This window comes from Paraglaciecola sp. T6c (assembly GCF_000014225.1).
Classification (GTDB): Bacteria; Pseudomonadota; Gammaproteobacteria; order Enterobacterales; family Alteromonadaceae; genus Paraglaciecola; species Paraglaciecola atlantica_A.
The window spans coordinates 4,053,596-4,074,927 of sequence record NC_008228.1; the positions used below are offsets into that span (position 1 = coordinate 4,053,596).

21 protein-coding genes are annotated in these 21,332 nt (G+C 45.9%); 9 read left to right on the forward strand and 12 right to left on the reverse strand.

The features are described from left to right. Positions 1–5: 5 nt before the first annotated feature. Positions 6–1,535 carry a DUF3413 domain-containing protein gene (locus PATL_RS17320; protein WP_011576115.1) on the forward strand — a complete coding sequence of 510 codons (1,530 nt, stop codon included), beginning with the start codon at positions 6–8 and terminating at the stop codon, positions 1,533–1,535. 52 nt (positions 1,536–1,587) lie between these two features. On the opposite strand, the gene PATL_RS17325 is transcribed toward PATL_RS17320, so the two are convergent. From PATL_RS17325 to fabB, 3 genes are all read right to left on the reverse strand, one after another. Then, positions 1,588–2,436, reverse strand: a complete 849-nt coding sequence (locus PATL_RS17325; RefSeq protein WP_011576116.1) for a putative RNA methyltransferase — start codon at positions 2,434–2,436, stop codon at positions 1,588–1,590. Between the two features lie 74 nt (positions 2,437–2,510). Further along, the gene (locus PATL_RS17330) at positions 2,511–3,707 is read right to left on the reverse strand and encodes an MFS transporter (RefSeq protein ID WP_011576117.1); all 1,197 of its coding nucleotides are present in this window, start codon (positions 3,705–3,707) and stop codon (positions 2,511–2,513) included. A 357-nt stretch (positions 3,708–4,064) separates the two neighbouring features. Further along, complete coding sequence (fabB, locus tag PATL_RS17335; protein ID WP_011576118.1) at positions 4,065–5,279, reverse strand: beta-ketoacyl-ACP synthase I; 1,215 nt, start codon at positions 5,277–5,279, stop codon at positions 4,065–4,067. Positions 5,280–5,540: 261 nt separating this feature from the next. Here fabB and mnmC point away from each other — a divergent pair, with 261 nt between their 5' ends. After that, positions 5,541–7,658, forward strand: coding sequence for a bifunctional tRNA (5-methylaminomethyl-2-thiouridine)(34)-methyltransferase MnmD/FAD-dependent 5-carboxymethylaminomethyl-2-thiouridine(34) oxidoreductase MnmC (mnmC, locus tag PATL_RS17345; protein WP_011576119.1), 2,118 nt, complete (start codon positions 5,541–5,543; stop codon positions 7,656–7,658). A gap of 21 nt (positions 7,659–7,679) precedes the next feature. Here the strand turns inward: mnmC and PATL_RS17350 are convergent, their stop codons facing one another. From PATL_RS17350 to PATL_RS17360, 3 genes are read right to left on the reverse strand one after another with little or no spacing between them, the layout of a single operon-like run. Next, on the reverse strand, positions 7,680–7,991 hold the full coding sequence (locus tag PATL_RS17350) for a YfcL family protein (protein ID WP_011576120.1): 312 nt from the start codon (positions 7,989–7,991) through the stop codon (positions 7,680–7,682). A 33-nt stretch (positions 7,992–8,024) separates the two neighbouring features. Then, on the reverse strand, positions 8,025–9,161 hold the full coding sequence (locus PATL_RS17355) for an ATP-NAD kinase family protein (protein ID WP_011576121.1): 1,137 nt from the start codon (positions 9,159–9,161) through the stop codon (positions 8,025–8,027). Further along, complete coding sequence (locus PATL_RS17360; protein WP_011576122.1) at positions 9,161–9,793, reverse strand: elongation factor P hydroxylase; 633 nt, start codon at positions 9,791–9,793, stop codon at positions 9,161–9,163. Before PATL_RS17360 ends, PATL_RS17355 begins: the two co-directional genes overlap by 1 nt. Before the next feature lie 148 nt (positions 9,794–9,941). Here PATL_RS17360 and PATL_RS17365 point away from each other — a divergent pair, with 148 nt between their 5' ends. The 4 genes from PATL_RS17365 to PATL_RS17380 all read left to right on the forward strand — a co-directional run bounded on the left by PATL_RS17365 (position 9,942) and on the right by PATL_RS17380 (position 13,338). Further along, positions 9,942–10,679, forward strand: a complete 738-nt coding sequence (locus PATL_RS17365; RefSeq protein ID WP_011576123.1) for a CBM9 family sugar-binding protein — start codon at positions 9,942–9,944, stop codon at positions 10,677–10,679. 69 nt (positions 10,680–10,748) lie between these two features. Continuing rightward, entirely contained in the window at positions 10,749–11,576 is an 828-nt protein-coding gene (locus PATL_RS17370) for an FFLEELY motif protein (RefSeq protein WP_011576124.1), read from the forward strand. Positions 11,577–11,582: 6 nt separating this feature from the next. Beyond that, the gene (locus PATL_RS17375) at positions 11,583–12,047 is read left to right on the forward strand and encodes an acyl-CoA thioesterase (protein WP_011576125.1); all 465 of its coding nucleotides are present in this window, start codon (positions 11,583–11,585) and stop codon (positions 12,045–12,047) included. A 13-nt stretch (positions 12,048–12,060) separates the two neighbouring features. Continuing rightward, positions 12,061–13,338: a retropepsin-like aspartic protease family protein gene (locus PATL_RS17380; RefSeq protein WP_011576126.1), complete on the forward strand. Its 1,278-nt coding sequence runs from the start codon at positions 12,061–12,063 to the stop codon at positions 13,336–13,338. A 105-nt stretch (positions 13,339–13,443) separates the two neighbouring features. On the opposite strand, the gene PATL_RS17385 is transcribed toward PATL_RS17380, so the two are convergent. After that, entirely contained in the window at positions 13,444–14,301 is an 858-nt protein-coding gene (locus PATL_RS17385; RefSeq protein ID WP_011576127.1) for a PA4780 family RIO1-like protein kinase, read from the reverse strand. A gap of 451 nt (positions 14,302–14,752) precedes the next feature. Between PATL_RS17385 and PATL_RS17390 the strand changes: the two genes are divergently transcribed. Next, positions 14,753–15,589, forward strand: a complete 837-nt coding sequence (locus PATL_RS17390; protein WP_011576128.1) for a hypothetical protein — start codon at positions 14,753–14,755, stop codon at positions 15,587–15,589. 132 nt (positions 15,590–15,721) lie between these two features. After that, complete coding sequence (locus PATL_RS17395; protein ID WP_011576129.1) at positions 15,722–16,618, forward strand: DapH/DapD/GlmU-related protein; 897 nt, start codon at positions 15,722–15,724, stop codon at positions 16,616–16,618. A gap of 144 nt (positions 16,619–16,762) precedes the next feature. On the opposite strand, the gene arsB is transcribed toward PATL_RS17395, so the two are convergent. The 4 genes from arsB to PATL_RS17415 form a co-directional block, all read right to left on the reverse strand. Continuing rightward, the gene (arsB, locus tag PATL_RS17400; RefSeq protein WP_011576130.1) at positions 16,763–17,818 is read right to left on the reverse strand and encodes an ACR3 family arsenite efflux transporter; all 1,056 of its coding nucleotides are present in this window, start codon (positions 17,816–17,818) and stop codon (positions 16,763–16,765) included. A 14-nt stretch (positions 17,819–17,832) separates the two neighbouring features. Continuing rightward, complete coding sequence (gene arsH, locus PATL_RS17405) at positions 17,833–18,567, reverse strand: arsenical resistance protein ArsH (RefSeq protein WP_011576131.1); 735 nt, start codon at positions 18,565–18,567, stop codon at positions 17,833–17,835. Then, positions 18,567–19,037 carry an arsenate reductase ArsC gene (locus tag PATL_RS17410; protein WP_041714564.1) on the reverse strand — a complete coding sequence of 157 codons (471 nt, stop codon included), beginning with the start codon at positions 19,035–19,037 and terminating at the stop codon, positions 18,567–18,569. The genes arsH and PATL_RS17410 overlap by 1 nt, the downstream gene beginning before the upstream one ends. A gap of 142 nt (positions 19,038–19,179) precedes the next feature. After that, entirely contained in the window at positions 19,180–19,524 is a 345-nt protein-coding gene (locus PATL_RS17415; protein WP_011576133.1) for a metalloregulator ArsR/SmtB family transcription factor, read from the reverse strand. 240 nt (positions 19,525–19,764) lie between these two features. Between PATL_RS17415 and PATL_RS17420 the strand changes: the two genes are divergently transcribed. After that, positions 19,765–20,802 carry a mechanosensitive ion channel family protein gene (locus PATL_RS17420; RefSeq protein ID WP_011576134.1) on the forward strand — a complete coding sequence of 346 codons (1,038 nt, stop codon included), beginning with the start codon at positions 19,765–19,767 and terminating at the stop codon, positions 20,800–20,802. A 7-nt stretch (positions 20,803–20,809) separates the two neighbouring features. On the opposite strand, the gene PATL_RS17425 is transcribed toward PATL_RS17420, so the two are convergent. Then, complete coding sequence (locus PATL_RS17425) at positions 20,810–21,301, reverse strand: ribonuclease HI (protein ID WP_011576135.1); 492 nt, start codon at positions 21,299–21,301, stop codon at positions 20,810–20,812. Between the last annotated feature and the right edge of the window lie 31 nt (positions 21,302–21,332).

Here is a 21,332-nt window from a genome sequence, read left to right on the forward strand (position 1 = left end):
AATTCATGATTTTAACAGAAACGCCTAGACGCAAATTAGTCACGCAGTTAGTTACTTGGGGCCATTGGTTTGCGCTTTCAAATATGATTCTGGCCATCGCGATTGCCAGTGTCTATATTTTTAGCTCACCCGCCCCTGAAACGCCATTGGGGATCACTTATTTACTGACTAACTGGATCAGTCATATAGGGTTTCTGACTTTCTTCGGGTTTATCATTCTGATATTACCCTTGTGCTATCTAGTACCTAACGCGCGAACGGTCAAAGTGGTAAGCGCTGTTTTAGCTGCGGTGGCACTCGCCATGCTCGGGTTTGATGCATTGCTGTATAACAAATACGGTGTGCATCTGAGCTTTTCTACCGCTGAAATGCTAAGAAGTGAAGCCAACACCAGTATGTCGTTGTTTGGTTGGCAAAGGTGGGCTTTTTTCTTTCTCATCTTTATATTCTGGTTGTCTGCTCAATTAGTCATCGCTAATGCGCTTTGGAAGCGTGTTGCGCGCTTGCAAAAACGTAAATTGGCCTTGCCAATCAGCAGTTTTTTTGTGGTTTGTTTTGTGTCTAGCCATGCTCTGCATATATGGGCTGACGCGAACTTGTATCACCCTATTGTGCAGCAAGATGATTTATTTCCGTTATCTTACCCAGCCACAGCGAAAACCTTGATGTCTCGTTATGACCTGCTTGACAGAGACAACTATGAGCAACGTCTTGAGCTGCAATTTGATGATCGGATCAGCCAAATTAACTATCCTTTGTCGCCTTTGTATTGCTCGGTGTCTGTACAGAAGAAAGTGTTATTATTGGTCAATACGGACACGCAGGCGAGCACGCTTGAAACAACCTTAAGCCATCACATTCCGCTATACGCTGATCAATCATCAGCAAGCGATAGCCAGCGCAGTTACCTGTTTGGTCTACCTGAGCTATATCATTCAGCGCTTAGCAAGAAAACGCCTATTTTGCTGGAGTTACCTGCCGCTTTAGGATTACAGGTGGGTATTTTTGCGAATGAACTTGAGGCTGGTAAACAAACACAGAAATTCAGCCAACAATGGTCTGATTTCGAGCAAGGCGTTACCTCCGCCAAGACGAACCTTGCCATAGGCTTTGTCAGCAATGAGCAACTCAGTGACATACTCGCTACCTCGCAAGTGATGCAGGATTACCAAGTATTAGTTGTGAACACAACTGAAGCTGGCGAGTATGCTCTGTATAGCACTAACACGCTTTTCGCTGACTTTGCCAGCAGTGAAGACTTAGCGCCTACCATACTGAATTTGTTGGGTTGTAACGCCCCTACGCAAAATTACAGTACCGGGCGGGACTTGAGCAAGCCAGGGCGTGACTGGTTAGTAACCACCCAAGAGCGTATGGTTATTGTGATGCAAGATAACAAGCGCATTGAGGTCTCCAGTAACGGTAACAGTAAAGTGTATAACTTATTAACTGCTAAAGAGTTACCGGATGACGCTGATACACGCTTGCTCAGCCAAGCAATTAAACGTCTCAGCAGTTTCGCCGCGCCACGTTAAATTGAATATCGAAAGATCATAAAGCCTGCTTCTGCAGGCTTTTTTGTGCCCGCTAGTCAACTTTACGCAGCAATCGTAATGAGAAATGCGCACTGACGTGAGTTAATAATTCTTTGATCCGCTGCGTGTTTTCTACCGACGTAGACCAATAGTAGGGCGTCATCATTAGCAAGTTCATGCGCATCTCAGGCTGGGTTAGCTCAAAATCAAAAACCAGCGTTTCTTCATGCGCCAATTCGAATCCCGGTGGCACGGGCGGCGACGCTTTGTGCTCTGCGGGGGCTGCGTATACACAAGCTTTTAGCTCAGCTAAGTGTTCAGGAGCCGGGTTCACTTGTAACCAGATCCCGGCTTCATCCAAAATACGCAAAATTTCTTGCTCGCTACTCGGGGCAAATACTTGGATCACGCCTTGTTGACTCGCATCGGGTACAGGAATAGCAAAGCTGCTGGCAACGCAGAATTCGCTCTCAGGGTATTTTTTAGCAGCCTTTTGCACCGCAATTTTTGAAATGTCTAAACCCGCGCCAATGACTTTAGTACTTTGGGACTGTTCATTCATTATCGTTAAAATACGATGTAAATAGTAACCTTCACCACAACCTGCATCGAATACATTTGAGCTTGCATCGGCTTCGTCATTTTGCTGCTGTGAGCGAACATACTCACTCAACAATTCAGCCATTCTAGTGGCCAGTGGTTGGTAATACCCTTGCTCCAAAAAGGAGCGCCTAGCATTGACCATCTGTTTGTTGTCACCGGGCTCTTTACTGTTTTTATGATGAGCGAGCAGTAAATTAACGTAACCTTCTTTAGCCACATCATAAGTATGCCCCGCGGCGCATTTATAGGTGCGTTCAGATAAAAGTAAAGGCGACTGACAGGCAGGGCAAATCCACATGGCGTATTCCAGATAATAAAAAAGCGCAGTGTAGCAGAATTTACGCTGCGCTTGAGGCTCATTAAGCCCCGCGATTAATTAACATCAACCTTGCTTGATGCGATATGTCTTTTTATGAAACGGCTATAAGCCCACGCCATACACCATAGCCAAGCACCACCGATAGGGATAACCCAAAAGGCGGTGGTTAAAGGGGCGAAATGTGCCCACAAGCCTGTACTGAAAGATGCTACCTGTACGCCAATAGAGGAGCCAATAACGCATAAACCTGAAATAATTGGCCCTTTATCGCTGTCCACATCCATTGCAGCCGACAGCATAAGCGGGAATAAGCCGCCTAAACCTAATCCCAACATGAAATTCCCCCACGACATCACTACAGGGTCAACCGCGAGCTTGATCATAAAGCAGCCAGCGACCATGATAGTCGCCAAAATCAGCATCAATCTGTGTGAGGTTAACCACTTTAGTAACAGCGCAAATACAAGGCGGCTCACCACCATACCCGCGGTAAAAAAAGCGAACACTAAACGTGATTGCTCACCGCTAAAGCCATGGCCATTCTGTGCGTAACTTACAAACCAATTAGCGTTACCAAACTCCACCATGCCATAGCCAAATGCAGCAAGGGCTAGAAATATAAAGACGGGGCGACGAATAATGTCGCCATAAGACAGGCTTTTGCGATTCTTTTTAGCCTCTTCAGGCGCCACCAGTTTTTTGCCTTGATGTGCTACGCGCCAGGTATATCCGGCTAACAAAAGTAAACCGGCAGCTAGAATACGTAGCGGCCAGCGCCAATCGTGTTCTATTAAGTACAAGCCAGAGACATAAAATGGTGCGGCCAATGTGCCTAGGCTAAACATGAAGTCCATAAAGCCCATCATCGCTGAGCGCTTATGAGCATGTAAGCGAGCAATAACTGTATGACCTATGGTAAATAGACTCGAAGCAAACATGCCCAGCACTAGCGCTCCTACTAACAACCAGAACCAATGCTGCACAAATGAGATAGCAAGCAGTAGTACCAAAACGCACACAAGCAATACGGCAAAGAGTGACATAAAATCAAACTTCTGCGCGTATTTACCACCCAAGATAGCACCGAGGATCATACCGATAGAGATTAAGGTAAAAAAGGCACCACTTATCACCTCACTCATCGCCAGACTCTCAGCCAAGTCTGGCAACAATACTCCCCATAAAATAAACACCATGCCAAGAAAGAAAAACCCAGCAAAGATGACAGACGTAGCTGCGCGGCGATCCATATATACTCCAAAGAAATAATTTGATGCAGATAAAATGTGGTGACTGGAATCTTAGAATAATAGACTCAGGGTAAAGTGCCTAATAGCAAAACAGTTACCGCGAGAAACTGCAATCACCTTTTTCACTAACGAGGCTAATTTTCCGACTATTAATGCACAGCTAAAATGCTGCTAACACCAACATTACAAACCTTACATAACATCAATATGCTCAGCCTGCCAAAAAAACCGTTATAGCAATTCCATTCACCGTGGCAGTAAAAATATGCACACACTTAGGACACGTTGAGCAAAAAAATTCACTTATAAAAAAGCCCGCTAAATAGCGGGCCTTTTCATGATTGATGCGCTGAACTACTAGCCTTTGTAGCGCTGCATCACCAAAGTACAGTTTGTACCGCCAAAGCCGAAGCTGTTTGACATCACCGTATTTAGTTTAGCGTCACGGGTTTGAGTCACTACATCCATCCCGTTCGCCGCTTCATCTAATGTTTCGATGTTGATAGAAGGCGCAATAAAATCGTTTTCCATCATCAACAAGCTGTAAATCGCTTCGTTAACGCCAGCGGCACCCAGTGCATGGCCGGTCATCGCTTTTGTAGCGCTCAGTGGTGGTACTTTATCGCCGAACACTTCACCGATAGCCCATAGCTCTTTGACATCGCCCACTGGGGTAGAGGTACCATGAGTATTAATATAATCAATTGGCTCATCAATACCGTTCATCGCTTGCTGCATGCAACGAATAGCACCCTCGCCTGATGGTGCTACCATATCGGCGCCGTCTGATGTCGCGCCGTAACCCACGATTTCGCCGTATATTTTAGCCCCGCGTGCCAGTGCATGCTCTAGCTCTTCAACTACAACCATACCGCCGCCACCAGCACCAACGAAACCATCACGGTTGGCATCATAGGTACGTGACGCCTTGCTTGGCTCATCGTTGTATTTAGTAGAAAGTGCGCCCATGGCGTCAAATTCCATTGATAGCGTCCAGTGCAGCTCTTCACCGCCACCAGCAAAAATAATATCTTGCTTGCCTAACTGAATTTGCTCTAGGGCGTTACCAATACAGTGGGCACTGGTGGAGCATGCTGAACTAATCGAATAGTTAACGCCTTTAATTTTAAAGGGAGTAGCTAAGCAGGCGGAGACGGTGCTGCCCATGCATCGCGTTACCATGTATGGCCCTACGCGGCGTAAGCCTTTTTCGCGCAATATGTCTACCGCTTCCACTTGATGTTGAGAAGACGCACCGCCAGATCCCGCAATAATGCCCGTTCGTACGTTTGATACCATCTCTGGGGTCAAACCTGAATCTTCAACAGCTTGCTGCATCGCAATATAGGCGTAACCTGCGGCATCCCCCATAAAACGCAATGTTTTACGGTCAATGTGGTCAGCTAAGTTGATATCAACTTTGCCCCAAACATGACTGCGCATGCCATTTTCGGCAAATTGTTCAGAATAAGTGATGCCAGAACGCCCTTCTCTAAGAGATTTCGTGACTTCAGTTTTGTTGTTACCAATACTAGAAACAATGCCTAGCCCGGTGATAACCGCTCTTCTCATGATAAACCCTTCAAGCAAAAAATTGCTGCTTTTAAAATTGCCGCATATGGTAACGATTTTCGCGATGCAACTGGTCTGCTCTTTAGCGTATAAAAATCGCGCATCTCAGCCTGCGTACTACAAATCATTACCGGTTATAAATAGCATCCCTATTTACTTAACACTGTTTGGTTTGTATAGACCGTTTGGATTGTCCAAGCAGTTACCTTAAACTATCGTGCTTTTGAAGACTAGCCCAAGCATACGTGGAGACCCAAACGATTGACCATTAAAACAGCAGATATTCAGTTTAACGCTGATGGCACGCCAATCGCCACGAATTTTGATGACGTGTATTTTTCATCTTTTGACGGCGCCGCAGAAACCGAATATGTTTTTTTACACAATAATCTGTTGCCTCAGCGTTGGCAGCAATGGTCAAAGCCTACCTTTGTTATTGCTGAAACAGGCTTCGGTACTGGGCTTAACTTATTAGTGACACTGGCTGTATTTAAACAGCATTTGGCTCAACACCCTGCTAGTACATTTACCCTGCACTATATCAGTACGGAAAAATTCCCCCTCACCCATACAGACTTAGTCCAAGCGCTTAATGCTTTTGTTCAATTTGAAGATGACGCTAAGGCATTAATTGCTCAATATCCTATGCCACTCGATGGTTGCCATCGTATGTCTTTTCTAAACAACCGCGTCATTGTCGATCTATGGCTAGGTGATATACATGACTCATTACCCCAATGGCACACCAATGAAAACGGTTTAGTGGACGCCTGGTATTTAGATGGATTTGCCCCCAGCAAAAACCCACAAATGTGGTCCCCCCAGCTGTTTGAACAAATGGCCCGCTTAGCCAGTAACGGCTGCACCTTCGCTACCTTTACCGCTGCTGGTTTTGTTAAGCGTGGCTTACGTGATGCAGGCTTTGAAGTAGAGAAACGCAAAGGACACGGCCGCAAGCGAGAAATGCTTGCAGGCATTATCGCCAGAGAGCTTGAAACGAAAGTCAATCGTCAGCAAGCCCGTTATTATCAACGCGGCGCTTATATGAATTCTACGTCTGTAAATACTCGCTGTGCAGAAAATCACGCGCAAACAGCTTTAGCGAGTAAGCCCAAAGTCGCGATTATCGGAGCCGGTATTGCAGGGGCCAGCATGGCCTATGCCATGGCAAAAAAAGGCTATGACTGTGATATTTATTTTAACGATGCGACCCCTGCACAAGGCGCATCGGGAAATCCCCAAGCCGGGTTTTATCCACAACTCAATGTGGATGCGAGCCATGCCAGTCAGATTAATGCTCACAGTTTTGTGTATGCCGCCAACCAGTATCGACAGCTTCAGTCTCAAGGTTTTCACTTCGCGCACCAATGGTGCGGTGTGTTGCAATTGGGTTTTAAGCCTGCGCTAGCAGAGCGTTATGCAAAACTGACCGAAAGCCAATTATGGCCCGGTGAGCTAGTAAGGTATGTTAAGCCTAGCGAAGCCGCACAATTAGCCAACTGCGAGATGCCATACAGTGGTTTGTTTATGCCACTCGGCGGTTGGATAGATCCAGCACAACTGGTCGATGCCCTATTCGATGCTGCAGCGAAATTGAGTCAGGTGAGGTTATATAGCCATCATGCACTCAACGGCATAGAGCAAAAAAATGTCTCAATTACCGCGCAAGAGAACACACGCTGGCAATTACATTTTGAAGCGTCAGAGGCCACTTCTGGAATGAATAAAAATACTAGCTTAGCCCAGGCTGACATTGTGATTTATGCCACCGGTGCACAAAGTCATGACATAGCAGCGCTCGCGGATTTTCCTCTGCGCATGGTGCGAGGCCAAGTTGAAGCGGTGCCGACTCAAACGGCGCTTAGTAAATTAAATACCGTGCTATGTCATAAAGGCTATTTAACCCCGGAATATAACGGCCAGCATGCGCTAGGCTCAACCTATGTGAAAAATGATTTAAGCACTGATTACCGCCTAAGCGAGCAAGACAAAAATTTAGCCACCCATTATCAATCACTGTCAGACTGCCAATGGGCGCAAGAAGTGGTGGGGAACGCACAAGGCCGAGCAGCAGTGCGTTGCAGTTCGCCGGATCACTTACCTTTGGTGGGGGCATTAGCAGATATTGAGAAGCAAAAGAAAGAATTAAGCGATTTGTACAAAGCCCTGCCCTTAAGCTATTACCCAAAAGGCAGCAATATGAATAACGTATTTGTTCTCACAGGGCTTGGCTCTCGTGGGTTAACTACGGCGCCGTTAATGGCTGAAGTACTCGCCAGCCAAATCAGCGGACAGCCACTGCCAATGGCAAATGATTTATTAAACACCCTAAACCCGAATCGTTTTTTAATCCGCCAGCTGATCCGCCGAGAAGTTTAAGCGAGCGCCCTTAGTGATTATTCAGCGACTCGCTTTTGCAAATAGGCTTTGCCATAACGCCGAGACTTGAACTTGGTCTTGGCCTTCGACTTCATTGTTGGCGTAGGCTTTTTCTAAACTGGTTTGCATATAGGTATCAATCGCTTTTAGCGAATAGTCATCTAATGCCAATGCATTACTCGTTACTAGGGAGAAGTGTCCCGTCAAGTAGCTGGCAATAAACAACTCTTGGTCGCTGCCATCAACGACCACACCATCAAGGTAGCTTTGCGTTGAATCGACAAATTCATCGAATCTTTGTTTTGCTGCATCACTGTTTACTGATCCACTCATATAATCTGTTCAAGTCCTGTCGTTAGCTAGTCATTAAAATTTAGCGATGGGGTATAACACCTGATCTTTGTAACCTGTAGTCACGCTGATCACGCCCGCCAACTGAGCATCAAGCGTGATATCCCCAGTGTCTGCGATTAAAGGCTTACCCTTTAGGCCTTGTAATTTGCTTTTGGTCGCCACGAGCAACAGGTTGTCACGACCAATTTTTTTGAGCACCTCAGGGCTAAGCTGCTGATTACCTCGGCCGAAGATATGTCCTTGGCCACCAATTAAGGTGATAACTAAGGTGACGGGTACATGTGAAGCGTATTCGAGCAAAGTACTGGCAGTCACATCATGGGCAACAACCTGCTGATTTTGCACAATATCTACGCCAAGTAAGGTGTTCTTTAAACCTAACTCCTGCATAATGAAATCAACAGTTGAACCTGAGCCCATCACAAATAGACGCTCTGGGTGCTCGTCCATGAATTCAATCACATGCGCGGCGATATCAGCCAACACTAACTCGTCAGATTCCTTGCCGCCCATTTTCACCGCTTGGATATAGCGAAGTTCACTGGGCACACGCATTTCACCATACTGACGGGCATTGACTCTGCCTTGGCGAAAGAGTGTTTCGTCTATGTCCATGACATCAGCGTCTTGCAAGGTGACAATTTCGCCGTTGACCATCATAGCTACCACACGACCTGCCGCCTGCGGCGTGACAGCGTATACCCCTGAGTGAATTTTGCAGCCTGCAGGCACACCCAGCACGGGTATTGACTCACCGACAATATGGCACACATTGCGCGCTGTGCCATCGCCTCCCGCAAACAGGAGCAAATCTACGCCTTGTTGCTGTAATACGTGTACGCAGCGCTCGGTATCTTCAGGCTCGCTTTGAACGGCTTCTTGTTGATACACCACTGTGTGTTCAAACCCCATTTCAGCCACAAGCGCTTCGCCCATTTCACCCCCGGCGGTATAGATATGCACACAATCTTTAACCCCCAGCAGTTCTTGTAGTGCCAATCGAGTACGGCTGTTCGCCAATTTGGTCGCACCTAGGGCGAGTGCTTTGTCTCGAGTGTGTGCCCCGTCGCTACCTTTTAATGCGACGCTGCCACCAATGCCAGCAAAGGGATTAATCACTAAACCAAGTTTAAATTGCGTCATTGTCATTACACCGCAGCCTCAGACATAGTGACACGCCATTCTTCGGGCAAACTAAACTTAGCTGGCGTTAATGCCTCTGTCGCATAGAATGCTGCAAGCGCCTCAATAAACAAGGCCGCCCGCGGGGGGAATCCATCTCGTAAATATTCTAATACTTGTTGATGCACATTTAAGGTAAATGCTTTGGTATCGGGCTCGGCGCCATTTAAGTTATCAGTGCTAACACGAAACGCTTTATTAGCTGCCACAGAAAACGCCCATTCGATTGCTTGAGGTTTAATTTCTACTTGCTCGAATTTTTTCTGCTCGGCTTCTGTTCTTCCATCTGGGCAATACCAGTAACCATAATCGTTTAACATACGACGCTTTTTTCCGGCAATACACCAGTGGGCAATTTCGTGCAGCGCACTGGCGAAATACCCATGAGCAAAAATCACTTGATGGAAATCACACTCCTTATTGGCAGGGATATATTCAGGCTCGCCAGCGCCTTTGATCAAGCGGGTATTTTCGCTTTGATTGAAGGCAGCATCAAATAACGCAATGACATCTTGGTATCGATGTATTTCTGCGCTGATAAGACGACAACTCGGTTCATTGACATCGTTGGAGTGTATGCAGGCGTTAGCGGTATTCATAGGGGGCGCATTCTACCTAACCCAAGACCATAAACTCAAGCGGCGAAACGCCCTATTGTGTTAACTCGTACTTTACGTCAAGCTAACCTAAGCATATGTTTATTGTTTTCTATTTTCTGTTTTTTCATACCACGAACAAGGACTTACCATGTTTTCACGCCTAGTAAAATCACTGCTGATGGCCTCAACATTTGGCGGACTATCGCTTTCTGCCCATGCATTTGACGTAACGTATACCGCTCAAGCCCCTATTATTGACGGACATTCAGAAAATGTTTGGCAACAAGCACAATGGCACGACATGCCATATTTAATGGACGGCACCTTTCCAGAAAAAGCAGATTTTTCCGGCCGCTACCGTCTGCTATGGGATGAAAACTACTTGTACCTACAAGCCGAGATTACCGACGACCTGCTGATCGACACCCATGCTGATCCCTTGGTGCAATACTGGGATGATGACGCCCTAGAAATATTTATTGATGGTGACGCATCAGGCGGTAATCACCGCTTTAATCACAGCGCATTGGCCTACCACATCGGCCTTGATAACCAAGCAGCAGATATTGGCGACGATGAAAAGGCGCATTTGTATAACGAACATGTAAACAGCACCTGGAAGCGCCAATTAGATGCGCCCAACACAATATTGTGGGAAGTGGCCATCAAGCGCTATCCCAACAACTACACTGATGCCAACCCTAAAGCGGCAATTCCCCTGAAGAGCGGCGATGTGATGGGCTTTATGTTGGCTTACTGTGATAACGATGGCAGCGAAGTTCGTGAGCATTTTATGGGGTCTCATGATTTTGCTGAGCAAAACGGTAGCAAAAACTTGGGTTTTATCACCGCTGACGTCTTCGGTAAAATCACATTGAAAAAGTAATGTCTTCTCTTAATTCAGCGCTTGTTAAAAAGACGCGCGTCAAGATTGCCTCATTGACTGTGTTATCTAATGCCTGATTTAGTGGCTCAGGTTTCGCGTCATTTACACACCGTGCAAACGCTGCAAGAAATGGCGTTAGACGCGAAACTGTTACCCCTCATCCAAGGGGTACAGGCATGGCAAACTCTGCGTATGCAAAGCACCCATCAAGCGCACATGAGCAATCCTGATACTGCGCCTGCACTGGCTTTTTTTGTTGAACAAATTTATGGCCCAAAGGATTTCAGCCAGCGAGATGCGGATATAAAACGCGTTGTACCAAAAATGCACAAATACATGCCCAGCAAAGCGTTGTTCTCCTTGGAAAGCGCTTTGCGTTTACACGCATTATCTTATGAGTTGGATTACGTCTTGGCGCTGGAACTCAAAAAGCATGTAACAGCCGCTAACCGCCAATTCGTCACACCTAATCAAACTGACGCCAATAAGCGCATCATAATTAATCAGCAAACGTACGCGGCGGCTTTTGTCAGTGGGCACAATGGGCATTTACGCCAAGAGCAAATCAGTTTGCTTGAGGAGCTTGGTAACAACTTAAGTGACGCGGTAGCGATCAAAGGCGTTGCTATGATGTTGGCCCTGTCAAAGCACCCCGCTCGTATGAAAGGCTTGCAAACATTGCATTTATTTTTGCAAGACGGCTACAAAGCATTTAAAAAAATCCCTAACAGTCAGACCTTTATGCGCGAAATTATCAGCAAAGAAGCACATCTTGTTGCGTTGTTGTTTACTAAGGAGGTGTTTCCCAAGGAAGTGCTTACTAAACAGCAGCTTTTCCAACAAGGTACTAACCCATTACCTTGTATTCCCAGTATTGAAATTTTACTTGAGAGCTAATCGATCATGTCAGACTCCCTAGATCTCCTTCCGTGGCATTACCCAAAGCCTTTTGTGTGCCAATGGCAGATAAGCCCTGAACAAATTGACCATTACAACCATGTCAATAATGTGGCCTATGTCAGTCAATTAGAGCGCACCGCCTGGGCCCATTCAAATGCACTAGGTCTGAGTATCGAACAATACCAAGAGCTAGACAGAGGTATGGCCATTTGCCGCCATGAGATTGATTATCTGGCAGCGGCCGTATTGGGCGATACGCTAGCTTGTGCCACATGGATTGTCGCCTGTGATAACAAGTTAAAACTCGCTAGGCAGTTCCAGTTTATTCGCCTAAGTGACGGTTTAACCATGCTCAATGCACGCACCGAATTTGTGTGCATAGCATTAAGTTCCGGTAAGCCAAAGCGCATGCCCAAGGTATTCTGCGATACCTACTTTAATGCCATGCTGGCGTCTCAAACAGAGTGAAGGCATCAATGTCATGACTAAACTCAATAGCGCACTGCTCTTGGCTTTATTGGCTTCAATTTTTGCTAACGTTTATCAGTACCTAAACGGCCACGAACAAGTACCCGTGCCCCAGTCAGAACAGAGTCAAATTGAATCACGCCGATCTGATGCCCTAGCGCACCAGCAAAGTAAAGACACCCAGCAGCTAAATGAACAGCTAAGTGAGCAGCTAAATCAAGACACTCAACCTCACTTTTCTCAAACGCCCAACGTACATGAACCAAGCATTGAAACCGATTCAAGAGTAACAAAGAAACCAACCACACCAGCAAGCGCTGAAATGCAACGCGGAGTACCAAACACGACACGCTTCAAACCAGATAGGCGTGTAGCCTATTTGGCCCAAACTCGGCGCTGGCTTGCGGCGCAGGAGTACGCCAAATTAGATGCCTTTTTCCCACTATATCTACGCCAATACCCACAAGATGTTGAGTTTTTGTTGCTAGAAGCCGAATATATTGCACATACGCATTTGCTCAGTGATGCCATCATTCATTACCACGGCATGCTCAGTTTACCCTTGAGCCATGCACAGCAAACTCAGGTGCAAAACACCATTTCGCGCTTAACCAATGAAACCATCAACCAGTTAAAACAGACCTACTCATGGGATATATTGGCGCAATTTGCTGAGCCCTTACTACAAGTAAGCCCCACCAGCCGTGAATTAATATTAGCGTTAGCCACAGCGTACGCACACCAGCAGCAAGCGGGGTTAATGGAAAACACCTTAGCCTCTATTCGCTATGAAGACCCTCAAGCCATGCAGATACGCGGAATTATTCAACAATACGATGACGAGGTGAACGCACAAAGCGATAGAGCCACCAAAACAACTAACGACAATCCACGCAAGAATGTCCCCGCAGGTGTTACGTCAATAGGATTACAAAAATATGGCGATCAGTACGTAGTTGAAAGCCGCTTAAGCGGCAATCAAGTCCACTTTTTAATTGATACGGGCGCATCCACTACCACCATTTCAAGACAAAAATTCAAAACACTATTTAAATCAGTCGCCACTAAATTTGTTGGCCAATTTAACGTGCAAACTGCCAATGGCACCGTACGCTCCCCTATGTACCAATTCGCTAGCCTGGAAATTGCAAAGGCGAAAGTAAAAAACATCAACGTGATGGTATTGCCACTCGATGAGCTAGGTCACAGCGATGGCTTATTAGGAATGAATTTTTTACGAGAGTTTGATTTTAGAATAGATCAAAAAAATGCCCTGCTGCATCTGCAATAGGCGCCTTTCCTTAAGCGCCGCTGCTGAAGATAGTAAGCTGTGCTATTTATATTAATGAGGTTAAAAGCTGTTGTCAGTTATCTGACGGGAAATAGGTAAGGTTCCCTAATCTTCGTCACTAGGGCCTGCGATGCGTGCTTTACGCTCTTGTTCTTCTTCAAACGCGGCTTTAATTTCTTCTAAAACAGTATCGACATCCGCTTCATCATCTGGGAAATCAAAATGCCCAGTTAACTGGGTATCTGCTTCAAGCTCACCTGCTTCAAACAAAGCCCACATTTCTTCGGCGTAATGGCTGTTTTTAAGCTCTGGGGCATATTGTGCGTAGTACTCAGTCATATTGCGCACGTCGCGCTGTAACATGCTAAACGCATTGTTATTGGCTGCCGCATCAACCACTTGGGGCAAATCGATGATCACGGGGCCGTAAGCATCGACCAAAACATTAAATTCTGACAAGTCACCATGCACCAAACCGGCTAATAACATACGCATCACATACACCATCACAATGGCGTGATCTTCTATGGCTTGTTCAGCAGGCATAGTCACATCATTTAAACGAGGCGCCACATCGCCTTCGTCATCGGTGATCAACTCCATTAGCAATACACCGTCATAACAGCCGTAAGGCTCAGGCACACGAACCCCGGCTTTAGCTAACGTAAATAAGGCATCTACCTCAGTGTTCTGCCAAGCGTCTTCTTGCTGCTTACGACCGAATTTTGACCCCTTTTCCATGGCTCGGGCGCGGCGGGTGTTGCGCACTTTACGCCCTTCTTGATATTGCGCCGCTTTTTTAAAACTGCGCTTCATCGCTTCTTTATACACTTTGGCGCAGCGGATTTCGTTACCACAGCGCACAGCATAAACTGTAGCTTCTTTGCCGCTCATTAGCTGATAAAGCACCTCATCAACGAGGCCGTCATCAACCAGGGGTTGTATTCTTTTAGGTATTTTCATGGCGCCGTTATACAGCAGTTAAGGCTTGCTTGGAATAGCAGCAAAAATTTGACATACATTTACTCAATGAAACACCTTAGACAAGAAATTTGATATGGATTGCGAACGGATGTTCGACGACGCTCAACACTGTGTTTTATCGCATTTTTTCACCGTATTGTTTCAACGTAATTTAAGCCTGAAAACAACATAAAACACACCTTACGACGGATAGATTAATCTGCTAATGTTGCAAATTCAAGTGCTTAAATCTTCTCCCCCTAAAAACGTTATACCTGTATCTAACAAACTGATTTAGCGAGCGCTTTTCGCGCACAATCGTATATCAGTGTAAAGGTTGTCATTTTTCATTTTAGCGTCATTTACGCCCAAGAGCCCTTTGAGTGTTGCCCGCGTGCACTAAGTGCTATGCTGCATACTCGGCTCAGTTGTTTACGCCATTAGGAACCCAATGAAATTACCCTGGTTACGTCGTTTAATATTTATTAGTAGTGTGTCATTTACTTGTTTTAGTTTGGCACAAGTCTCCTCCCCTCATGTATTGGAACAAACCACAGGCCTTAAGCGCTTCGACGCGTCGCACCGTCTATCCGGAGCGGATAGCCGCAGCACAGTTGACATAAAACAGATGCATGTTGGTGACAACGCCCTTGCCAGTGCAATATCGCTTTATGACCAAGGCGCTAAATTACATCACATCGCCGGCAGCAGCCGCAGTGACAAAGTACGTTTGAGTTTTTATCAGCCCTATCAAAACTCCCGCTTAGAACAGCGCCTAGCGCTACATTTTAATAAATTCAATGGCTTTATTACTCAAATCAATAGCGTGTATACCGTTGAAAGTGCTTATGTGGGCATTAAAGACGTACTCAAAGACGTGTTGGCCTCAGCGGTTACTAAGTATGGTGAGCCCATTAGCCTTGCCGATGCGCGCACGCAAACCAACCTGACGCAAGATGAGGTGCCGCTTAGCAACTTTATTAAGACCCTTGCCCCAAGAGAAGATGTAAAGAACGACGTCATCGCATTCTTTGAAGACTTACGGGTATCACGCAGTGCCAAATTTGTGGCTGACGACGCTGGTCGCGCATTGTTACAAACTGGTTTTAACCGTTGTTATCTTTGGCAAACAGACAGCTACAACGAAATACTCACCTTGTGTTTCTTCCCACCCAATGCAGCCAACTCGGCCAACCGAGGCGTTGAGTTACAATTAGTCGATTTTGCCGTGCAGAAAAAAATTGCTGCGACAGAAAAAATCAAAAACACACTATCACTCAGTTTATAAACGATGACGGGTCTAAACAGGGCAAGAATCCTCTGTAAATTATAATTTATAAGCAAAAGGGGGCTGTCAATTACGTCGTTTCACGCCATAATTCGCCCTCAATTTTTAAACTATCGACACTAGGAAAGATAAATGACTGTAAAACGTATTGGTCATCGCTACATTGATGCCGCCAGTGGTAAAACGTTAGATGTGTGGTTTCCCCGCGCGAACACCCAAATTGCACGTAGCTGTCTTGCGCAAAAGGTTGGCGTGATCAACAGCGATTTCGTTGAAGTTGAACTTGAAATCGACGGCGCACCACAAAACATCGAAGACGCTTACCTGCGTTTACATTTATTGTCAGAAGGCGCAGTAACACCTAATAACATCAACTTAACAGGTATTTTTGGTTTACTGACTAATGTCGCTTGGACGTCTGCAGGCCCTGTATTACCCACTAAAGTTGATGAGTTACGTGCCGCGATTGCCAGTGAACATCATCATTTAACTGTCAGCTCAATTGATAAATTCCCACGTATGACCGACTACGTTATTCCTGAAGGTGTGCGTATTGGTGATGCTGATCGCGTTCGTTTAGGTGCACATTTAGCTTCTGGTTCAACGGTCATGCATGAAGGATTCGTTAACTTCAATGCAGGTACCTTGGGCAGCTCTATGGTTGAAGGGCGTATTTCACAAGGCGTAGTGGTCGGCGATGGCTCTGACATCGGCGGCGGAGCATCGACGATGGGCACGTTATCTGGCGGCGGCAAAACCATCAATGCAATTGGTAAAAACAGCATGGTTGGGGCGAACGCTGGTATCGGTATTTCATTAGGTGACGACTGCATCGTCGAAGCGGGCTTGTATGTCACAGCTGGCACGAAAGTCACCACACCAGATGGCAAAGTAGTGGCTGCTCGTGAGTTATCCGGTATGAACGGCTTATTGTTCCGCCGCAATAGCCAAAATGGTTCAGTGGAAGCCATTGTCGCTGATCCCGCTAAGTGGGGCGGACTAAACGCCAGCTTGCATAGCAACGACTAAACGTTTGTAGCCTAATGTAATGAGCACACTTCATTGCATGGCTCTTCAACGGTAGCTCTTTAACTGGGCGGCAGAAAAAAAAGCCAGCTGATATCAGCTGGCTTTTTTGTACGTAACCGTTTATTTCACTTACAAAACACGCTATCAAGCAAACCACTCACGGGTGCGATTCGCAAAATACACCAACGATAGCATCACAGGAACTTCTACCAACACCCCCACCACGGTCGCCAGCGCAGCCCCGGAATGCAGGCCGAATAAAGATATTGCTACCGCAACGGCCAATTCAAAGAAGTTAGATGAGCCAATCATACTCGCTGGCGCTGCCACATTGTGGGGCAAGCGCATGCGCTTGGCTGCGTAGTAAGTAATGGCAAAAATACCGTAGGTTTGCAGCAATAACGGAATCGCAATCAGCACAATCATTTGTGGTTTGTCTAATATGGTTTGCGCTTGAAAACCAAACAGCAGCACCACAGTCGCTAACAACCCAATAATTGACCAAGGCTTTAACGCGCCAACAAATTTCGCGATGCGTACGTCACCGTCTTGTGCTGCGCCTTGTGTAATATCAGCGGTATCATTGTGACTTTTATTCAGCCAAGAGCGGGTCATCGCACCGGCCACCAATGGCAGTAACACGTATAAGACCACTGAGATAATCAAGGTTTCCCAAGGAACTTGAATATCGCTCATACCCAGCAGTAATGCGCTGATGGGAGCAAACGCAAAAATCATGATAATGTCGTTTACCGACACCTGAACCAAGGTGTAGTTAGCATCTCCTTTCGTCAGTTGGCTCCACACAAACACCATAGCCGTACACGGTGCCACGCCAAGTAAAATCATGCCTGCGATATATTCATTTGCGGTTTGCGGGTCAACCCAATCCGCAAAAACACCCTTGAAAAACAACCAGCCTAGGGCCGCCATAGTAAATGGCTTAATGAGCCAGTTGATCACCAATGTCAGTACGATCCCTTTCGGTTTGCGCCCCACGTCTTTGATCGACGAGAAGTCGATTTGAATCATCATAGGGTAAATCATCAACCAGATCAGCACCGCCACGACTAGATTGACGTGGGCGTATTCAAGCCCTGCCACCACGGCGAAAAGATCAGGAAATACACTTCCCAGAACAACCCCGGCGGCAATGCTTAGTGCAACCCAAACAGATAAATAACGTTCGAATAAACCCATTTTTTTTGCCTCCCTTAAATAGAACGTTGGTTAACGCGCTGACTTAATTGCTCTGCATTTTCGACTCGCTCTGAATAACGATCAACCAAGTGATCTTTATTATCCCGCGTCAACAAGGTGAACTTCATCAGCTCTTCTAATACGTCCACAATCCGATTGTAATAGGATGACGGCTTCATGCGGTTGTCATCGTCAAACTCCATAAAGGCTTTTGCCACAGAAGACTGGTTCGGGATAGTCAACATGCGCATCCAGCGACCTAGCACGCGCATTTGATTCACTGCATTAAACGATTGAGACCCACCGCTGACCTGCATAACGGCCAAGGTTTTACCTTGTGTTGGGCGAACGGCTCCTACCGATAGTGGCACCCAATCAATTTGGCTTTTTAGAATGCCAGTCATTGAGCCGTGACGCTCAGGTGAGCACCACACTTGCCCTTCTGACCACATCATTAAGTCGCGCAGCTCAACCACCTTAGGATTGGTCGCATCATCACCATCTGGCAATGGCAAGCCGGTGGGATTAAATATGCGTGTTTCAGCCCCCATGGCTTGTAAAATTCTGGCGCTTTCTTCTACTACGAGTCTGCTAAATGAGCGCTCACGCAATGAGCCATACAACAACAAGATACGTGGCTTGTGGGCAGACGACTCAGTGTTAAATTGTGCAAAATTTGGAGCACTGAATGCCTCGGCTTGCACGTTTTCAGGTAAGGTATCTGAGTTTACTATGTTGATATCAGTCATTACTGAGCTCCCAACGCTTGAAATGCTTCGCGTAACGCTTCTTGGTCTTGGGTATCAACATCGACATTGAGCATGGCATTTACGCGCTGAGTAATTTCATCAATGGTGGCGCGAAATGCTTGCGCTATTTCATCTTCGCTACCGGATAATTTAGACGGATCAGCTAAGCCCCAGTGTACTTTGACACTTTTGCCAAACCAAAGCGGGCAGGTCTCGCCCGCTGCGTTGTCACAAACGGTGATCACCACATCAGGAGCAAAATCTTCAAACTCGTCCCATGATTGACTAATCAATCCTTCGGTACTGATACCCGCTTCTTGTAAGTATTTAATTGATAATGGGTGTACCTCACCTACCGGTTGGCTGCCAGCGCTTTGCGCCTCAATCTTGCCTTGGCTAGCATGGTTAGTGATCGCTTCTGATAAAATGCTACGGCAACGGTTGTGGGTACATATAAATAAGACTTTCAAGGTGATCCTCGCTTTGCTTTTAGGGTAAAACACATCATTCAAACAAAATGCCATTGTCAGTAGAGCTATTTCTTAAAGCACCGCAACTCTTTGTTATGAATAAGATTCGATTCTTTTTATGAACTACGCTCGTTATTCGCAGCTAACAACACTCGCTTTGCTTGGCCATGTTCAAATTGGTGATGTTGTCATTCAAATAGGCTTCTGTGTTGTGTGCGGTCAATTCAAGGACTTTCATCGCCCATTCTGGCAATTTAGGGTTAACCGAGTAGTACACCCATTTTCCTCGACGCTCATCAAGCAGAATATGACATTTACGCAAATCAGCGAGATGGCGTGACACTTTAGGCTGGCTCAACTCTAGCGCCGTAATGAGATCGCACACGCACAATTCTTTTTCAAGATAGATCAACATCAGTGCTTTAAGGCGCGTGTCATCTGACAAACATTTGTAAAACGACAAGGGTGACAAAATAGGGGTAGACATAAAAACGCTCCGCTTTTTAATATTCGATAAATCATATATGTGTTTTTTCGAATGTCAATTAGCTATTTTTCGATTTAACCCAAGAAAAGCCACGACATTATTGAATGTGATTAGGGGCGCCGGCGTACTTTGGTGATAACTTGATAGGACTGTAAAAATGAATCCACTGGAAATCAGTCGTAAAATCAAGGTATAACAAGATATGAACTTTCGATAACTCAGATTATTTCGGACCCCCCCATGCCTTTAAGTGACACCTTCATCAGCGATTGGCTACCAGTTGTATTGACCTTGGTTTTCTTTGGTTTGCTGACCTGGCTAGCGCAAATTTTTCTGTTCAATAAACTTAAACACACTGGAGACGAAAATATTTTTGCCCGTCAGCTTGGCATGTTAATGCTAATGTTGGTTGGCCTAGTCACCGTGGTGATCATGCTGCCCATATCTGAAAGTTTAGAGCTACAGATTTTAAGCTTAATCGGTTTATTACTGTCTGGTTTACTCGCCTTCTCCTCTACCACCTTGTTCAGCAATTTAATGGCAGGAGCGTTATTGCGCTTCACTCAGCCGTTTCGCACTGGAGACTTTATTCGTTTTGACAGTAATTTTGGCCGGGTGACTGAACTGGGCTTGTTTGATTGTGAAATTCAAACGCAAAACCGAGAGTTAGTATCGATTCCAAACAGCTTACTGATCAATAAACCGGTTAGCGTAATCCGCCGCTCAGGCACCATCATAAGTGTTGAGTTGTCATTGGGTTACGATCTGCATCACAGCAAAATTGATGAGCTACTATTGCAAGCCGCAAAACAAGCCGGACTAGAAGACCCATTCGTGCATATCACCCAATTGGGCGATTTTTCGGTCAGTTATCGCGTTAGTGGCTTGTTAGTAGAAGTGAAAAACCTACTGACGGCTCGCTCAAACTTACACCGCCACGTACTTGATTGCCTTCACGATAATGACATTGAAATTATGTCGCCGAATTTTGTTAGCCAACATGCGGGCCCAGATGTGGAGCGAAAAATTGCCCACTCCCCCGCATTTAATCAAGTACAAACAGAGTCCACCGCAGAAGACATCGCATTTGATAAAGCCGAGCAAGCTCAGCAACAAGCCAATGATAAAATTGAGACATTAGCAAAAATAAAAAGTTTAGAAGAGCAACTTACCCATGCCGAGAAAGACCAACGTCAAGCGATAGAAAAGAGCATTGACCAACTAAAACAGAAATTGGCCGAAATCAAAGATGTCGTAGACGTACCTGAGGATGAATAACCTACTACTAACGAAACGCTTCTCGCAGTGAACGCCTAGCGGCCTTATCGACTAAGGCAAAGCGCTGAGCGATTTCGTCTTTATCACGAGAAGGCTGATGCCCAGCCACTTTTACAAAATCACATTTAATGTTGTCCGTGAGCCGATAAAGCGCTTGGTAAAGTAGGTAGTGAGATAAACGTTTATTTTTACTCGAATAATAATCGTTCCTTTCAAGGCTGGCCCGGCGCTGCGGTAAACAAATGATGTTCTGTGAATCCGTATACACAGTTAACTCTATGTCGTTGGTGCAACCAAGTTCAGTAATTTCACCGAGCGCCCATAATAAGGTTTGTAACTCTAGCTGAGTCGAACTGGTCTGCTCGAAACGCTGAACCTTTATCTGCTTTTGTAATTCTTTTAGGGGGGAATGAGCAAGCGAGATAAGAAGATACGCACCATAACCCACCCCAATTTGGGTATTCACACTGCCGTCGGTAAATAGACTCAAGGGTTGCATATTGGATCGTGTATAGAGCACATACGTATAT

What these genes read in the sequence shown, in the direction of transcription:
- PATL_RS17370 (WP_011576124.1), top strand. Translation starts at nt 10,749, where the DNA reads ATGCCTGATTTAGTGGCTCAGGTTTCGCGTCATTTACACACCGTGCAA.
- PATL_RS17355 (WP_011576121.1), bottom strand. Translation starts at nt 9,161, where the DNA reads ATGACAATGACGCAATTTAAACTTGGTTTAGTGATTAATCCCTTTGCT.
- PATL_RS17375 (WP_011576125.1), top strand. Translation starts at nt 11,583, where the DNA reads ATGTCAGACTCCCTAGATCTCCTTCCGTGGCATTACCCAAAGCCTTTT.
- PATL_RS17420 (WP_011576134.1), top strand. Translation starts at nt 19,765, where the DNA reads ATGCCTTTAAGTGACACCTTCATCAGCGATTGGCTACCAGTTGTATTG.
- PATL_RS17330 (WP_011576117.1), bottom strand. Translation starts at nt 3,707, where the DNA reads ATGGATCGCCGCGCAGCTACGTCTGTCATCTTTGCTGGGTTTTTCTTT.
- PATL_RS17320 (WP_011576115.1), top strand. Translation starts at nt 6, where the DNA reads ATGATTTTAACAGAAACGCCTAGACGCAAATTAGTCACGCAGTTAGTT.
- PATL_RS17350 (WP_011576120.1), bottom strand. Translation starts at nt 7,991, where the DNA reads ATGAGTGGATCAGTAAACAGTGATGCAGCAAAACAAAGATTCGATGAA.
- PATL_RS17395 (WP_011576129.1), top strand. Translation starts at nt 15,722, where the DNA reads ATGACTGTAAAACGTATTGGTCATCGCTACATTGATGCCGCCAGTGGT.
- PATL_RS17380 (WP_011576126.1), top strand. Translation starts at nt 12,061, where the DNA reads ATGACTAAACTCAATAGCGCACTGCTCTTGGCTTTATTGGCTTCAATT.
- fabB (WP_011576118.1), bottom strand. Translation starts at nt 5,279, where the DNA reads ATGAGAAGAGCGGTTATCACCGGGCTAGGCATTGTTTCTAGTATTGGT.
- PATL_RS17415 (WP_011576133.1), bottom strand. Translation starts at nt 19,524, where the DNA reads ATGTCTACCCCTATTTTGTCACCCTTGTCGTTTTACAAATGTTTGTCA.
- PATL_RS17360 (WP_011576122.1), bottom strand. Translation starts at nt 9,793, where the DNA reads ATGAATACCGCTAACGCCTGCATACACTCCAACGATGTCAATGAACCG.
- arsH (WP_011576131.1), bottom strand. Translation starts at nt 18,567, where the DNA reads ATGACTGATATCAACATAGTAAACTCAGATACCTTACCTGAAAACGTG.
- PATL_RS17325 (WP_011576116.1), bottom strand. Translation starts at nt 2,436, where the DNA reads ATGTGGATTTGCCCTGCCTGTCAGTCGCCTTTACTTTTATCTGAACGC.
- PATL_RS17390 (WP_011576128.1), top strand. Translation starts at nt 14,753, where the DNA reads ATGAAATTACCCTGGTTACGTCGTTTAATATTTATTAGTAGTGTGTCA.
- PATL_RS17385 (WP_011576127.1), bottom strand. Translation starts at nt 14,301, where the DNA reads ATGAAAATACCTAAAAGAATACAACCCCTGGTTGATGACGGCCTCGTT.
- PATL_RS17425 (WP_011576135.1), bottom strand. Translation starts at nt 21,301, where the DNA reads ATGCAACCCTTGAGTCTATTTACCGACGGCAGTGTGAATACCCAAATT.
- arsB (WP_011576130.1), bottom strand. Translation starts at nt 17,818, where the DNA reads ATGGGTTTATTCGAACGTTATTTATCTGTTTGGGTTGCACTAAGCATT.
- PATL_RS17365 (WP_011576123.1), top strand. Translation starts at nt 9,942, where the DNA reads ATGTTTTCACGCCTAGTAAAATCACTGCTGATGGCCTCAACATTTGGC.